At 69.9% G+C, this 14,750-nt stretch carries 11 protein-coding genes; 9 read left to right on the forward strand and 2 right to left on the reverse strand.

Features of this window, described 5'->3' with window-relative positions; all coding sequences use genetic code 11:
• Positions 1–11: 11 nt before the first annotated feature.
• A complete protein-coding gene (locus ASD35_RS00310) occupies positions 12–638 on the reverse strand; it encodes a glutathione S-transferase family protein (RefSeq protein ID WP_056873387.1) in 627 nt (208 codons plus the stop codon).
• Positions 639–834: 196 nt separating this feature from the next.
• Between ASD35_RS00310 and ASD35_RS00315 the strand changes: the two genes are divergently transcribed.
• The 5 genes from ASD35_RS00315 to purB all read left to right on the forward strand — a co-directional run bounded on the left by ASD35_RS00315 (position 835) and on the right by purB (position 6,793).
• Positions 835–2,040 carry a YjgN family protein gene (locus tag ASD35_RS00315; protein ID WP_082579784.1) on the forward strand — a complete coding sequence of 402 codons (1,206 nt, stop codon included), beginning with the start codon at positions 835–837 and terminating at the stop codon, positions 2,038–2,040.
• Complete coding sequence (locus tag ASD35_RS00320) at positions 2,040–3,065, forward strand: M48 family metallopeptidase (RefSeq protein ID WP_056872913.1); 1,026 nt, start codon at positions 2,040–2,042, stop codon at positions 3,063–3,065. Before ASD35_RS00315 ends, ASD35_RS00320 begins: the two co-directional genes overlap by 1 nt.
• Positions 3,066–3,155: 90 nt before the next feature.
• Positions 3,156–4,343, forward strand: coding sequence for a YjgN family protein (locus ASD35_RS00325; protein ID WP_056872914.1), 1,188 nt, complete (start codon positions 3,156–3,158; stop codon positions 4,341–4,343).
• Complete coding sequence (locus tag ASD35_RS00330) at positions 4,340–5,383, forward strand: M48 family metallopeptidase (RefSeq protein ID WP_056872915.1); 1,044 nt, start codon at positions 4,340–4,342, stop codon at positions 5,381–5,383. Before ASD35_RS00325 ends, ASD35_RS00330 begins: the two co-directional genes overlap by 4 nt.
• A 33-nt stretch (positions 5,384–5,416) precedes the next feature.
• Positions 5,417–6,793: an adenylosuccinate lyase gene (gene purB / locus ASD35_RS00335; protein WP_056872916.1), complete on the forward strand. Its 1,377-nt coding sequence runs from the start codon at positions 5,417–5,419 to the stop codon at positions 6,791–6,793.
• Between the two features lie 51 nt (positions 6,794–6,844).
• Here the strand turns inward: purB and ASD35_RS00340 are convergent, their stop codons facing one another.
• The gene (locus tag ASD35_RS00340) at positions 6,845–7,354 is read right to left on the reverse strand and encodes a GNAT family N-acetyltransferase (RefSeq protein WP_056872917.1); all 510 of its coding nucleotides are present in this window, start codon (positions 7,352–7,354) and stop codon (positions 6,845–6,847) included.
• Between the two features lie 72 nt (positions 7,355–7,426).
• Between ASD35_RS00340 and ASD35_RS00345 the strand changes: the two genes are divergently transcribed.
• The 4 genes from ASD35_RS00345 (at position 7,427) to ASD35_RS00360 (ending at position 14,647) form a co-directional block, all read left to right on the forward strand.
• Positions 7,427–9,673, forward strand: a complete 2,247-nt coding sequence (locus tag ASD35_RS00345; RefSeq protein WP_056872918.1) for a bifunctional diguanylate cyclase/phosphodiesterase — start codon at positions 7,427–7,429, stop codon at positions 9,671–9,673.
• A gap of 64 nt (positions 9,674–9,737) precedes the next feature.
• Positions 9,738–10,538, forward strand: a complete 801-nt coding sequence (gene pyrF / locus ASD35_RS00350) for an orotidine-5'-phosphate decarboxylase (protein ID WP_056872919.1) — start codon at positions 9,738–9,740, stop codon at positions 10,536–10,538.
• A gap of 90 nt (positions 10,539–10,628) precedes the next feature.
• Complete coding sequence (locus tag ASD35_RS00355) at positions 10,629–13,940, forward strand: PAS domain S-box protein (protein WP_056872920.1); 3,312 nt, start codon at positions 10,629–10,631, stop codon at positions 13,938–13,940.
• A complete protein-coding gene (locus ASD35_RS00360) occupies positions 13,937–14,647 on the forward strand; it encodes a queuosine precursor transporter (RefSeq protein WP_056872921.1) in 711 nt (236 codons plus the stop codon). The genes ASD35_RS00355 and ASD35_RS00360 overlap by 4 nt, the downstream gene beginning before the upstream one ends.
• Positions 14,648–14,750: the final 103 nt, after the last annotated feature.

Raw genomic sequence — 14,750 nt, forward strand, 5'->3', positions numbered from 1 at the left:
TCCCGCGGTGCTCAGGCCACCGGGACGGTATCGGCGAAGCTCTGGCGTTGCGAGAGCTTGTCCATGTGGCGGGCCAGGTTGGGATAGGTCTCGCGCCAGGTGATCTCGGGGAATCGGAACTCCAGCCAGCCCAGCGCGCAGCCCACCGCGATGTCGGCCAGCGAGAAATGGTTGCCCGAGCACCAGGGCTTCTCGGCCAAACCCTGGCTCATGGCAGCCAGCGCGGCATTGACCTTGCCCATCTGGCGGGCGATCCAGGCGGGGCTGCGCTGTTCCGCCGGGCGGTGCGCCCAGGCGCGCTCCATGCGCGCGAGGATGCCGGCGTCCATGATGCCGTCGGCCAGCGCTTCCCAGGTGCGCACCTCGCAGCGCTCGCGGCCGCGCTCGGGGATGAGCCGGCCCACCGGTGAGAGCGTGTCCATGTACTCGACGATGACGCGCGAATCGAACACGGCGCCGGTGATCGAGTCCTGGCCCTCCATGACGAGGCAGGGCACCTTGCCCAGCGGGTTCATCTTCAGGATCGCATCGCTACCCCAGACATCTTCAAGCACCAATTGGTAATCGAGCTTCTTCTCGGCCATCACGATGCGCACCTTGCGCACGTAAGGGCTGGTGAGCGAACCGATCAACTTCATCGCGGTCATAGGGGCAAACACGGGTCACAGGTCGAAACGATTCTAGCGAGCGGCCCTCTGCGGGCCGGCCGTGAAAAAGGCCTGTCGGCTGGGGCCGACAGGCCACCCCAGACGGGGCTTGCCAGCGGCGCGGCGCGCCGCCAGAGTGCTGCCCGGCCCGCCGCAGCAGACGGCGGCCATCATTCAGGGAGATCCCATGCACGACCCAGACGCAGTTCCTGCCGTCCCCGCCGCCCCTGCCGTGGCTTGCACCCCTTTGCCACCTGCGCCGCGTGTCCTCCAAATCCGCTTCACGGGTTCGGGCAGCGAGTACTTCCGCATCTGGTCGGTCAACCTGCTGCTCATCCTCGTCACGCTGGGCCTGTACCTGCCCTTCGCCAAGGCGCGGCGCATCCGTTATTTCTATGCGAACACCCTGGTCGACGGCCAGGCGCTGAGCTTCCACGGCGACCCGTGGAAGATGTTCCGCGGCTTCCTGCTGCTCATCGTGCTGATGGGCACCTACAGCGCCGCGGGGCACTTCTCGTCCACGGCGGCCTTCGTCGCCTTCCTGATCTTGTGCGCCGTGTGGCCGGCGCTGTGGCGTGCCTCGCTGCAGTTCCGCCTGGGCAACACCAGCTGGCGCGGCCTGCGCATGCGCTTCGACGGCTCGCTCACGGACGCCTACCTGGCCAGTGCCCCGAGCTACCTGCCCGCCATCGCCCTCGTCGGCGGCGGGTTGCTGATCGGCCGTGACACCGCTGCGACCGCCGCGGCAGGGTTCACGCCCGCAGTCTTGTTGTACGGCGTCGGCGCGCTTTGCATGACGCTGTTCGCGCCCTGGTCCTTCGCGCTGTTCAAGCGCTACCAGCACAACGGCTATGGCATCGCCGGCCAGGACGGCCGCGTGAAGCTGTCGACGGCCAAGGTCTACCTGCTGGCGCTCAAGACCGCCGGCATGGCGCTGCTGCCAATGCTCCTGACGGGTGTGCTGGCGGCGGCGGCCGTCGGCCTCGCGCGCGGCATGGGCGGCCCGAACCGCGCGCTGCTGGGCACGGTGGCGCTCGGCATCGGCGTCGGCCTGGGCTACCTGCTGATGTTCGCCGTCGTCATGCCCTACGGCGCCGCGCGCATGCAGAACCTGGCGTGGAACGGCACGCGCAGCCAGGCGCTGGGCTTCAGGAGCACGCTGAAGTTCCGCAGCCTGTTCGCCCTGACGCTGAAGAACTGGCTGCTGACCGCGCTGACGTTGAGCCTGTACCGCCCGTTCGCCGCGGTCGCCACCGCGCAACTGCGGCTGGAGGCCGTCCGCATCGGCTGCGATGAAGACCCGGCCGACTGGGTGGCCGCCGCCCGCGCCGGGCACGCGGACGCGACCGGCGACATCGCCGGCGACTTCTTCGGCATCGACATGGGGCTGTGATGGCGGAGGCACCGCGGCTGAACGGCGACTGGTTCGACGGCCGCAGCGGCCGGGCGCGCCCGGTGGAGGTCTGGCTGGACGGCAAGACGCTGCACTTCGGCGACCACAGCGCGCCGCTGGCCGGCCTGACCTGGCCGGAGCGCCAGCGCCACGGCCAGCGCCAGGTCCTGCTGCCCGGCGGCGGCCTGTTGAGCTTCGCCGACGCGGCGGCCTTCGACACCTGGGCACGCGCGTCCGGACAAGGCGACAGCGCCGTCGTGCGGTGGCAGCAGAGCTGGCGGCTGGCACTGCTGTCGCTGGTCTTGCTGGTGGCCGCCCTGGCTGCCGGCTATCGCTGGGGCCTGCCCTGGGCGGTGGACAACCTGGTCGACGCGCTGCCGGGCCGCGTCGAGCAGGCGCTGGGCGAGCATCTGCTGGGCAGCCTGGACGGCGAGTGGCTCGAGCCCAGCCGCCTGACGCCAGCGCAGCAGCGTGCCTGGCAGGACCGCTGGAGCGGCATGCTGCAGCGCGCGCGCCGCGAGGGCGGCGTGGCTGTGCCCGAGCGCTTCGAAATCCATTTCCGCGACGGCGGCAAGGCGCTCGGCCCGAACGCCTTTGCACTGCCGGGCGGCGACATCGTCATCACCGACGCGCTGCTGGAACTGCTGGCCGACGAGCCCGACGCGGTGATGACGGTGCTGGCGCATGAACTCGGCCATGTGCAGCACCGGCACGGCCTGCGGCTGGTGCTGCGGGCGGGCGCGATCAGCGTCGTCGCCTCGGTCGTCGTCGGTGACTTTTCGACCCTGCTGGCCGCCGCGCCGGCCGTGCTGGCGAGCAACGCCTATTCGCGCGACAACGAGCGCGAGGCTGATCTTTATGGCCGCACGCTGGCCCGTGCGGGCGGCGCCGACACCTCGCGCATGGCGGTGTTCTTCGAGCGCCTGGCCAAGAAGCACGCGGGCGTGGGCGACAGCCCGGTGGCCATCGCGATCTCCACCCACCCCGCCGACGCGGAGCGCGTGGCCTTCTTCAGTCAACGGTGAACAATCACTTCGCGGGCTGAGCTGGCGGCCATGCCACAGTCGCGGGCAGCCACCGCAGCAGACGGCGGCGTCTTCACTCAGGGAGTTTCCATGAACACCGCCGCAGCCGTCCCGACGACGGCCGATCAGCCCACGCCGAACGCCGAGCCTGTGGCGCGTGTTCTGGAGGTCCGCTTCACCGGCTCCGGCAGCGAATACTTCCGCATCTGGGCAATCAATCTGTTGCTCATCCTGCTGAGCTGCGGGCTCTATCTGCCGTTCGCCAAGATCCGGCGCATCCGCTATCTCTACGCCAACACCCTGATCGACGGGGAGGCGCTGGCCTTCCACGGCGATGCCGGGAAGATGTTCCGCGGCTTCGTGTTGCTGGCCGTGCTGATGCTGGCCTACACCTTGGCCGGCGAGTTCGCGCCCGCGGCGGCATTGCCGGCATTCGTGCTGCTGTGCGTCGTGTGGCCGGCGCTGTGGCGGGCATCGATGCAGTTCCGCCTCGGCAACACGAGCTGGCGTGGGCTGCGCTTCGGGTTTGAGGGCTCGCTCACCGGCGCCTATCTCGCTCACCTGCCTGTGTACATCCCGATGGCAGTGCTGACGGCCCTGGTGCCCGACGGGCAGGGCCCCAGCAGTGATCCTGGTGTCAACAGCCAGTTCTGGTTCGCGGTGACGCTGGCTCTGCTGTGCCTGATGGCGCCGTGGTCCACCGTGCTTCTCAAGCGCTACCAGCACCGGGGCTACCGCGTCGCCGGCGAGCGCAGCGAGATCGTGCTGCGCACGCGGTCGGTCTACTTCATCGGATTCAAAACGGTCATGGCCGGGGTGGCGATGTTCCTGCTGGCGATAGTGGCGGCGGCCATCGTCACGGGTTGCCTGCTGGTCCTGGCTCACTTTGGTGGTGTCGAAGCGAAGAGCGCCCGAAGCTACTTCGGACTGGCTTGTGTCGGCCTGCTCTACCTGTTCGGCGCCGGCGGCCTGTTGCCCTATTACGCGGCGCGCATCCAGAACCTCGTCTGGGGCAACACCCGCAGTGCCTCGCTGCGCTTCCACAGCGAGTTGACGGGCCTGACCCGGCTGAACCTCAGGAACTGGCTGTTGATCGTCCTCACGCTGGGCCTGTACCGGCCATTCGCGGCGATGGCGACGACGCGCTTGCGATTGCAGGCCGTGCGCATAGCCAGCAGCACCGACCCCGCGACCTGGACGGCCTCGCGTGCCGGCCGGCACGCCGACGCCTCCGGCGACGTCGCGGGCGACTTCTTTGGCATGGACGTCGGGCTATGAGCGCAGCCGCTTTCCTTTTCGCCCACTGGTTCGACGGCCAGCAAGGCCTCGCGCAGCCCGTCGAGGTGCGGCTTCAGGACGGCCAGCTGCACTTCGGCGGCCAGCAGCTGCCGCTGCACCGCGTGCAATGGCCGGAACGGCTGCGGCACGGCCGGCGGCTGATGGTGCTGGAGGGCGGCGGCGTGCTCAGCTTTCCCGATGCTGCCGCCTTCGACGCCTGGGCCGATGCCACCGGACACCGGCCGGGGCTCATCGAGCGCTGGCAGCTCAGCTGGAAGCTGGCGCTGATCGCGCTGGCCCTTGTCACCACCTTGTTCGCGGCGGGCTGGCGGTGGGGCCTGCCGTGGGCGAGCGATCGGCTCGTCGAGCGCATCCCGCTCAGCGCCGAGCAGCCCATTGGCGATCAGGTCATGGTGATGGTCGACAAGCAGTGGCTGCGGCCCAGCCAGCTCAGCGAGGCCGAGCAGCAGGCCTGGCGCGAGCGCTTTTCCCGCATGCTGGCCAGCGGGCGTGCCTCAGGCATGGCCGTGCCTGAGCACTGGCAGCTGCACTTCCGCCGCACGACGGCATTGCTGGGCCCCAACGCCTTTGCGTTGCCCGGCGGCCAGATGTGCGTGACGGACGAACTGATCGAGCTGCTGAAGGATGAGCCCGACACGGTGCTGACCATCCTGGCCCATGAGGCCGGCCACGTGCAGCACCGCCATGGCATGCGGACGGGCGTTCGCGCCGGCGTGGTGGCCGCGGCAGCTGCGTTGTGGCTGGGCGACTACTCCAGCTTCCTGAACGGTCTGCCGCTGGTGCTGGCCACCAACGGCTACCGGCGCGACCACGAGCGCGAGGCCGACGCCTTCGCCCGCGAGCTGGCGCGCCGCAGTGGCGTCGATCCGGCCCGCATGGCGGTCTTTTTCGAGCGCATTCGCAAGAGGTACGGCGAGTCCGCCGAGAGCCCGCTGGCGATTGCGTTCCGCGCCCACCCTGCCGACAGCGAGCGCATCGCCTTCTTCAAGGCCGAAGGGCCGGCCGCACCCCAAAACTAGAATCGCGGGTTTTCCACGACCCGCCGGCCCGCCATGACCACGTCCGAATACTCCGCCATCAGCGCCCTCTCGCCGCTGGACGGCCGCTATGCCGCCAAGGTCGCCGCGTTGCGCCCGCTGCTGTCCGAGTACGGGCTGATGCACCGCCGCGTGCAGGTCGAGGTGGAGTGGTTCATCGCGCTGTCGGACGCCGGCTTCAAGGAGTTCAAGCCGCTGTCGTCCGCCGCGCGCTCGCGCCTGCGCCGGCTCGTGAAGAAGTTCTCCGAGGCCGATGCGGAAGAGATCAAGGCCATCGAGCGCACGACCAACCACGACGTGAAGGCCGTGGAGTACTGGATCAAGCGCAGCTTCGAAGGCCAGCCCGAACTGCTGGCAGCGTCGGAGTTCGTGCACTTCGCCTGCACCAGCGAGGACATCAACAACACCAGCCATGCGCTGATGCTGAAGGCCGCACGCGACGAGGTCATGCTGCCGGCGCTGGACGGCATCGTCGCGACGCTGCGCAAGATGGCGCACCAGTTCGCCGCGGTACCGATGCTGAGCCGCACGCATGGCCAGACGGCCAGCCCGACGACGGTGGGCAAGGAGATCGCCAACGTCGTCGCCCGCCTGGTCACGGCGCGTGCTCGCATCGCGGCCGTGAAGCCGCTGGCCAAGATGAACGGCGCAGTCGGCAACTTCAACGCCCACCTGTCGGCCTGGCCCAAGCACGACTGGGAGCAGTTCTCCAAGACCGTCATCGAGAAGCAGCTCAAGCTGACGTTCAACCCGTACACCATCCAGATCGAGCCGCACGACTACATGGCCGAGCTGTTCGACGCGTTCACCCGCGCCAACACCATCCTGATCGACTGGGCCCGCGACGTCTGGGGCTACATCTCGCTGGGTTACTTCAAGCAGCGCACCAAGGCGGGCGAGATCGGCAGCTCGACGATGCCGCACAAGGTCAACCCCATCGACTTCGAGAACGCGGAAGGCAACTTCGGCCTGGCCAGCGCGGTGCTGACCCACCTCTCGCAGAAGCTGCCGGTGAGCCGCTGGCAGCGCGACCTGACCGACTCCACGGTGCTGCGCAACATGGGCGTGGGCCTGGGCTACGCGCTGCTGGGCTACGACTCGCTGGCCAAGGGCCTGGGCAAGCTGGAGGTCAACGAGGCCGCGCTGGCCGACGACCTCGACGCCGCCTGGGAAGTGCTGGCCGAGCCCATCCAGACCGTCATGCGCCGCTACGGCCTGCCCAACCCCTACGAGCAGCTCAAGGAGCTGACCCGCGGCAAGGCGATCACGCGCGAGTCGCTGCAGACCTTCATCGAGGGGCTGGACCTGCCCAAGGGCGAGAAGGCCCGCCTGCTGAAGCTGAGCCCGGGCAGCTACACCGGCCTGGCGCAAGACCTGGCACGGCGCATCTAAGCCGCCTTCGGGGCAGCCCGGTGTGGCATCAGCGCGGCGCCGCCCGCTGACCTAAAGCACCAGGCGGAACACGCGCGAGGGCTCGTTGTAGCCCTCCAGCATCTCCTGGCCCTGCTCGATGAAGCCCAGCTTGGCGAGCAGGCCGGTGCTGCGCGGGTTGTCGATGGCCGTGATGGCCATCAACGTGCGCCAGCCCAGCGCGCTCCTGGCATGCGCCACGCAGGCGTGCGCCGCCTCCAGCGCATAGCCGCGGCCCTCGTGCTCGGCCAACAGCGCGTAGCCCAGGTCGGGCTCGGGCAGTGCCGGGCGCTTGAACAGGCCGCACATGCCGACGAGCACGCCGTCCTCACGGCGCTGCAGCGCCCAGAAGCCGTGGCCCAGCTCGCGGTAGGCCTTGAAGAGCCGGCCCTGGGCCCAAGCCAGCGCGTCGTCGACGCTGCGCACGCCGGGGTCATTGATGTTGCGAAGCCAGCCCGGCTCGTTGACCAGGCGCAGCAGGAAGGGCGCGTCTTGCGGTGTGAATTCACGCAGCGCCAAGCGTTCGGTGTCCAGGATGTGCATGAAACAAGACAATAACCGGTTCATGCCCGGAACTCCCAGCGCCACGCCCGCCCGCCGCCCCACCCGCCCTTCATGAGCCCCGCGCCCGACCCCAGCGACACACCCGCGCTCAGCCAGGTCTTGCGCGAGCTGGACGTCATCCTGGCCAATGCCGGCGTGGGCATCGTGTTCGTGAAGTCGCGCATGGTGGTGCGCTGCAACCAGCGCTACGCCGAGATCTTCGGCTTCGACAGCCCGGAGGCCGCCGCCGGCACCCCGAGCGCCGGGCTCTACGAAACCGAGGACGCCGCGCGCAGCCTGGGCGCCCGCGCCTATCCGGTGCTGGCCACCGGCGAAACCTTTCGCGGCGAGCAACTGATGCGGCGCCAGAACGGCGAGCTGTTCTGGGCCCACCTGACCGGCCGCCTCGTCCATGCCGACGACCCGGCCGCCGGCTCGATCTGGATCGTCGACGACATCCACGAGCGCAAGCTGGCCGACGCCGCGCTGTACGACCTGCATGCCGAGCAGCAGCTGATCTTCGACCATGCGATGGTCGGCATCGTCTTCCTGCGCGGCCGCCGCGTGACGCGCTGCAACCGCGCCTTCGAGCAGCTGTTCGGCTACGAGCCTGGCGAGCTGGACGGCCAGCTGTCACGCGTCTGGTACCTGTCCGACGAAGCCTGGAAGGCCGCCGGGGACCAGTGCTATGCGCCGCTCGCTCGCGGCGACGCCTTCCATGCCGAGATGCTGCTGGGCCGCAAGGACGGCACGCCCGTCTGGTGCGAAGTGCGCAGCAAGGCCATCGACCGCAGCGATCTGTCGCGTGGCTCGATCTGGATCACGCAGGACATCTCGGCGCGCAAGCAGGCCGAGCTGGAGCTGGTGCAGGCCAAGGCGCAACTGGAGGCGCTGGTGGCGCAGCGCACCGAGCAGCTCAGCCAGACCGTCGCCGCGCTGGAGCTGAAGGTCGCCGAGCAGCAGGCCGCGGAGGCGCGCGCCCAGCGGCTGGCCATGTTCGACGCGCTGACCGGCCTGCCCAACCGCCACCTGCTGGCCGACCGCGCCAGCCAGGCCATCGACATCGCCCGCCGCGGCGACGAGCCGCTGGCCGTGCTCTTCCTCGACCTGGACCATTTCAAGAACGTCAACGACTCGCTCGGCCACCGCATCGGCGACACGCTGCTGACGCAGCTCGCCGCCCGCCTGCGCGGGGCGGTGCGCGAGCAGGACACGGTGGCGCGCACCGGCGGCGATGAATTCGTCCTGGTGCTGCCGCTGACCGACATCGCCGGTGCTGCCCACCTCGCCACCAAGCTGATGGCCCTGGCCAGCGCGCCGTTCCAGGTCGACCAGCAGGAGCTGACGGTGACGCCGTCCATGGGCATCGCGATGTTCCCGACCGACGGCGACGACTTCGACATGCTGTTCAAGTGCGCCGATGCGGCCATGTACCGCGCCAAGAAGGATGGCCGCAACGCCTATCGCTTCTTCACCAGCGAGATGCAGGCTCAGTCGGCGCGCGCACTGCAGCTGGAGAACGCGCTGCGCCGAGCGCTGGAGCGCGATCAGCTCAGCCTGCACTATCAGCCGCAGTTCGCACTCGACGCCGATGGCGGCGATGGCGAATACGGCGCCGGCGGCGCGGCGCGCATCCTCGGTGCCGAAGCCCTGCTGCGCTGGCACCACCCGGAGCTGGGCTGGGTGTCGCCGGCCGAGTTCATTCCCATCGCCGAGGCCACCGGTCTCATCCTGCCGATCGGCGAATGGGTGCTGCGCGAGGCGCTGTCGCAGCTGCGTCGCTGGGACGCCGCCGGCCTGCCCGAGCTGACCATGGCCGTCAACCTGTCGGCCGTGCAGTTCCGCCACGACGACCTGCCCGAGCTCGTCGCGCGCGTGCTGGGCGAACTCGGCATGCCGGCCGAGCGCCTGGAGCTGGAGCTGACCGAAGGCGCCGCGATGGACAACCCGGCGGTGGCCATCACCGTGATGAACGACCTGCATGCGCGCGGCGTGCGCCTGTCCATCGACGACTTCGGCACCGGCTACTCGTCGCTGAGCTACCTGAAGAAGTTCCGCGTCGGCAAGCTCAAGATCGATCAGTCCTTCGTGCGCGACCTGACCGAGGACGCCGAAGACCGCGCCATCGTCGACGCCGTCATCCGCATGGCCGGCGCCCTGGGCCTGCAGACGCTGGCCGAAGGCGTCGAGACGGCGGGCCAGCTCGACTTCCTGCGCCGCCACGGCTGCGAGGCCGTGCAGGGCTACCTGTTCAGTCGGCCGCTGCCTGCCGCTGCCTTTGCCGAATTCGTGCTGAACGGGCAGATGGTGTCCGTCTGAACGCCCGCGTCCGAGGGCATCCGGCAATGCCCTGGGCGCGAGCCAACCCCGACAATCGCCCGCCATGACTTTCATCGCCCAGCTGCAAGCCTGCTCCCACTCCCGCCTCTGCGTAGGCCTCGACCCCGAGCCGGCCAAGCTGCCGGGCGCCTGGGCCGGCGACGCGTCCCGGATCTTCGATTTCTGCGCGGCCATCGTCGACGCCACCAAGGACCTGGTCTGCGCCTTCAAGCCGCAGATCGCCTATTTCGCCGCCCATCGCGCGGAAGCGCAGCTGGAACGGCTGATCGCCCACGTCCACGAGGTCGCACCCGGTGTGCCCGTCATCCTCGACGCCAAGCGTGGCGACATCGGCTCCACCGCCGAGCAGTACGCCCGCGAGGCCTTCGAGCGCTACCAGGCCGACGCCGTGACGCTGTCGCCCTTCATGGGCTTCGACTCAGTCGAGCCCTATCTGGCCTACGAAGGCAAGGGCGTCATCCTGCTGTGCCGCACGTCCAACCCTGGCGGCGACGACTGGCAGATGCAGCGCCTGGCCGACGTGCCCGGGCAGCCGCGCCTGTTCGAGCACCTGGCGCACCTCGCCGAGACACAGTGGAACCGCAACGGCCAGCTGGGCCTCGTCGTCGGCGCCACCTACCCGGCCGAGATCGCCCGCGTGCGAGAACTCGCGCCGACGTTGCCGCTGCTGGTGCCGGGCGTGGGCGCGCAGGGCGGTGATGCCGCGGCCGTCGTGCAGGCGGCGGGCCGCAGCGCGCCGCTCATCGTCAACTCCTCGCGCGCCGTCCTCTATGCCGGGCACGGCGCCGACTTCGCCGCGCGTGCGCGCGCCGTCGCCGAGGCCACCCGAGCAAGCCTGGCCTGAGCATGAGCCAGTACACACGCGCAGTCGCACGCCGCTCGCTGGCTCCCGAGGCGGTGTTGCAGCCCCTGCGGGCGGCCGGGCGGCGCTGACATGCCGCGCGCCGACGACGACCTCAGCAGCCTGGTCGGCCATGCAGCGCCGCCCGAGCAGCAGCGCCTGCGCCTGCAGAGCAGCATGCGCTGGCATGCATCGCGCGTGTTCATGCTGGCCTGCGCGCCGATCCTGGTGCCGGTCGCGCTGCTGCTGTGGTTCACCCGCCAGCCGCATGAGTGGGCGGGCGGCTGGGTGCCGCCGGCGCTGGCGTTGTTGATCGCGGCGCTCGCGCTGCTGCGCCTCATCTCGATCTCGCGCGGGCCGCGCCGCCAGGAGCAGTTCCTGGTCTCGCTGGCCATGCTGACGCTGGTGCTGGCGCTGCCGGTCGTCGTCGCGGTGTCGCGCGACCTGGGCCTGTGGTCGCTGAGCCTGCCGGCGATGAGCCTGGTCATCGCCTTCGCGACCGGCCTGCTGGGCCTCGTCACCGGCGCCGTGCTGACGGCGCTGGCCAGCCTGGCGTTGCTGGGCCTGGGCGCCGCCGAGGCGCTGGGCTGGGCCACGCATTCGGGCGCCTCGGCCAGCCTGGCGCTGCGCGCCACGCTGCAGTTCGCGCTGCTGGGCTCGGGCCTGGTGGCCGGCATCGGGCTGTTGAAGATGGTCAAGCGCTCGCTGGCGGAGGCCGACGAGCGCACGGCGCGCTTCCGTGGCCTGCTCGGCATGGCGGTGGACTGGTACTGGGAGATGGACCGCGAGTTCCGCTTCACCCATGTGGCCGAGGAGCGGCCCGGCAGCTCGGGCCTGGACCTGAGCGCGCGCCTGGGCAAGACGCCGTGGGAGATCGGCGGCCTGGGCATTTCGGACGACGAGCTCGACGCCCACCGCGCCGACCTCGAATCGCACCGGCCCTTCCACGGCATCGTCGCGCGCCGCATCGGCACCGACGGCGGCACGCGTTGGGTGTCCATCAGCGGCGAGCCGCGCTTCGATGTACAGGGCAACTTCCGCGGCTACTGGGGCGTGGGCCGGGACGTGACGCAGGAGGTGGCGGCCGAGCAGACCGTGCACGCCACCGAGACGCGCTACCGCGAGCTGTTCCGCCGCTCGCCCAGCCCGCTGGTGCTGCACCGCTGGGGGCGTGTCGTCGACGCCAACCCGGCAGCGATGGCCATGTTCGGCTATGCACAGCGCTCCAGCATGATCGGGCAGGACCTGTTCAGCCACTACGAGCCGGGCGACGACGAGACCGCCCGCCAGCAGGCCGCCCGCCTGGAAGGCCTGGCGCCGGGCGCGATGCAGCCGATGGCCGAGTACCGCCTGCGCACGCTGTCGCGCCGCCGACGCCTCGTGCAGGCGACCAGCGTGCGCGTCGAGACGGCCAGCGGCCCGGCCACGCTGACCTTCTTCACCGACCAGACCGAGCAGAGCCGCGCGCAGGACGCGCTGCGCCGCAGCGAGGGCCTGCTGTCGCACCTGGTGGCCACCAGCCCCGACGTCATCACGCTGACCGAGGCCGAGAGCGGGCGCTATGCGATGGTCAACAGGGCCTTCGAGAGCCTGACCGGCTGGGCCAGCTCCGAGGTGCTGGGCCGCACGGCCGACGAGATCGGCATCTGGCACAACCCGGCGGACCGCAGCGCGATCCGCGAGGCCATCCGCCGCGACGGCATCGCCAGCAACGTGCCCATCAGCTTCCGCCGCAAGGACGGCGGCGCCGTCTCGATGCTGGTCTCGGTCGCGCCCTTCGAGATGGACGGGCAGAACTATCTGGTGCTGTACGCACGCGACGTGTCGGAAAGCGAGCGCACACGCCTCGTGCACGGTGCCATCCTGGAGAACGCCTCCATCGGCATCACGCTGACGCGGGACCAGCAGTTCGTGCTGGCCAACCCGCGCGTGGAGGCCATGTTCGGCTGGGAGCGCGGCGCGCTGATCGGCCAGCACGGCAGCGTCGTCTGGCCAACGGTGGAGGAGTGGCAGGCCGTCGGCCGCGACCTCGGCCCGCGCCTGGCGGCCGGCGGCCAGGTCGAGACCGAGCGCACCATGCGCCGCCGTGACGGCTCGACCTTCCTGGCCCGCCTGATGGCCCAGGCCGTCGACCCCGCCCACCCCAGCCGCGGCGGCACCATCTGGATCATCGAAGACGTCACCGAGCGTCGCCGCGTGGAAGACCAGCTCGCCCATGCCAAGGACGAAGCCCAGGCCGCCAGCCGCGCCAAAAGCGCCTTCCTGGCCAACACCAGCCACGAGATCCGCACGCCGCTCAACGGCCTGCTCGGGCTGGGCCGGCTCGCGCAGCAGCCCGACATCTCCGAGGAACAGCGGCGCGACTACCTGAACCAGATGATGGACAGCGCCGAGAGCCTGTCGGGCCTGATCTCCGACATCCTCGACCTGTCCAAGATCGAGGCTGGCCGCCTGACGCTGGAGACCCAGCCGTTCTCGCTGCGCGAGCTGCTCGCATCCATCCGCCTGGCCTACCTGACGCTGGCGCAGGCTCGCGGCCTGAGCTTCGCCGTCGAGATCGACCCGACGCTGCCCAGCTGGGTCTTCGGCGACCCGCTGCGCACCCGACAGATCCTGTCCAACTACCTCACCAACGCGCTGAAGTTCACCACCGAGGGCGGCATCACCGTCAGCGTCAAGGCGCTGGCCGTGAACAGCCAGGGCAGCGCCGGCGAATGGGTGCGCATCGAGGTGCGGGACAGCGGTTCCGGCATTGCGGCCGAGCAGCAGGCGCGCCTCTTCCAGCCCTTCACGCAGGCCGACGAGTCGACGACGCGGCGCTTCGGTGGCACCGGCCTCGGGCTGTCCATCTGCCGGGAGCTCGCCACGCTGATGGGCGGCGAGGTCGGCATGCGCAGCAGGCTGGGCGAGGGCTCGACCTTCTGGGCCGAGCTGCCGCTGCCCGCTGCACCCGCGCCGATGGCCCACCAGCCGCGCGAGCCGCGTGCGGCCGGGGCGCCCCACGAGGCCTTGCATGGCCGCCGCGTGCTGATCGCCGAGGACCATCCCGTCAACATGCTCATCGCCGTGGCGCAACTGGAGCAATGGGGCATGGAAGTCGCGCAGGCCAGTGACGGCCGCCAGGCCATCGAAGCGGTGCATGCCGCCGCCAGCGTCGGCAAGCCCTTCGACATCGTGCTGATGGACGTGCAGATGCCGGTCATGGGCGGGCATGACGCCACCCGCGAACTGCGCAAGCACTTCCCCGCCGACGAACTCCCCATCGTCGCGCTGACCGCCGCGGCGCTGGTGTCCGAGCGCGACGACGCTTTCGCCGCCGGCATGAACGACTTCCTGACCAAGCCCATCGACACGCCCAAGCTGCACCAGACGCTGCTCAGGCTTACCGGGGCACCCGCCATATGAACGCGCCCGTCCGCCACTACAAGTACTACGACCTCATCATGGCGGCGTTCGTCTGCGTGCTGCTGTGCGCCAACCTGATCGGCGCGGCCAAGCAGGCGCAGTTGACGCTGCCCCTCATCGGCACCGTCACGTACGGCGCCGACCTGTTTTTCTTCCCGATCAGCTACATCTTTGGCGACATCCTGACCGAGGTCTACGGCTACAAGCACGACCGCCGCGTCGTCTGGGCCGGCTTCGGCGCACTGCTGTTCTCGGCCTTCATGGCCTGGGCGGTGGTGCACCAGCCGCCGGCCGACACGCCCTTCATGGCCGTCTACCAGCCGCAGCTGGAGGCCGTGTTCGGCAACACCTGGCGCATCGCGGCCGGCTCCATGGTCGCGTTCGCGTGCGGCAGCTTCGCCAACAGCTTCGTGCTGGCCAAGATGAAGATCGCGACCCAGGGCCGCTATCTGTGGGCGCGCATCGTCGGCTCCACCGTCGTGGGCCAATTCGTCGACACCGGCGTGTTCTTCCTGATCGCCTTCTACGGCGTGTGGGCGAATGAACAGCTCTTCGCCGTCATCGTGGCCCAGTACCTGTTCAAGACGATCTGGGAAACCGTCATGTACCCCGTCACGGCGCGCGTGGTCGGCTTCCTCAAGCGCGTCGAGGGCGTGGACCACTACGACCGGGGGACGGACTTCAATCCGTTTTCGATGAAGGTTTGAGAACGCTCAAGGCATGAGCCGCCCTCGGCACAGAGTCCCCCCATGCCGCGCCGCGTCCTCCTCCTGCTGAAGCTGCTTGGCGGCCTGGCCTGCTGCGTCCAGC

Source organism: Pelomonas sp. Root1444 (assembly GCF_001426885.1).
In the GTDB taxonomy this organism is placed as follows: domain Bacteria; phylum Pseudomonadota; class Gammaproteobacteria; order Burkholderiales; family Burkholderiaceae_C; genus Pelomonas.

Bases quoted from the DNA above. Each gene is read 5' to 3' on its own strand.
- ASD35_RS00330 (WP_056872915.1), top strand. From the start codon at position 4,340: ATGAGCGCAGCCGCTTTCCTTTTCGCCCACTGGTTCGACGGCCAGCAA.
- pyrF (WP_056872919.1), top strand. From the start codon at position 9,738: ATGACTTTCATCGCCCAGCTGCAAGCCTGCTCCCACTCCCGCCTCTGC.
- ASD35_RS00325 (WP_056872914.1), top strand. From the start codon at position 3,156: ATGAACACCGCCGCAGCCGTCCCGACGACGGCCGATCAGCCCACGCCG.
- ASD35_RS00320 (WP_056872913.1), top strand. From the start codon at position 2,040: ATGGCGGAGGCACCGCGGCTGAACGGCGACTGGTTCGACGGCCGCAGC.
- ASD35_RS00315 (WP_082579784.1), top strand. From the start codon at position 835: ATGCACGACCCAGACGCAGTTCCTGCCGTCCCCGCCGCCCCTGCCGTG.
- ASD35_RS00340 (WP_056872917.1), bottom strand. From the start codon at position 7,354: ATGCACATCCTGGACACCGAACGCTTGGCGCTGCGTGAATTCACACCG.
- ASD35_RS00310 (WP_056873387.1), bottom strand. From the start codon at position 638: ATGAAGTTGATCGGTTCGCTCACCAGCCCTTACGTGCGCAAGGTGCGC.
- ASD35_RS00345 (WP_056872918.1), top strand. From the start codon at position 7,427: ATGAGCCCCGCGCCCGACCCCAGCGACACACCCGCGCTCAGCCAGGTC.
- purB (WP_056872916.1), top strand. From the start codon at position 5,417: ATGACCACGTCCGAATACTCCGCCATCAGCGCCCTCTCGCCGCTGGAC.
- ASD35_RS00360 (WP_056872921.1), top strand. From the start codon at position 13,937: ATGAACGCGCCCGTCCGCCACTACAAGTACTACGACCTCATCATGGCG.
- ASD35_RS00355 (WP_056872920.1), top strand. From the start codon at position 10,629: ATGCCGCGCGCCGACGACGACCTCAGCAGCCTGGTCGGCCATGCAGCG.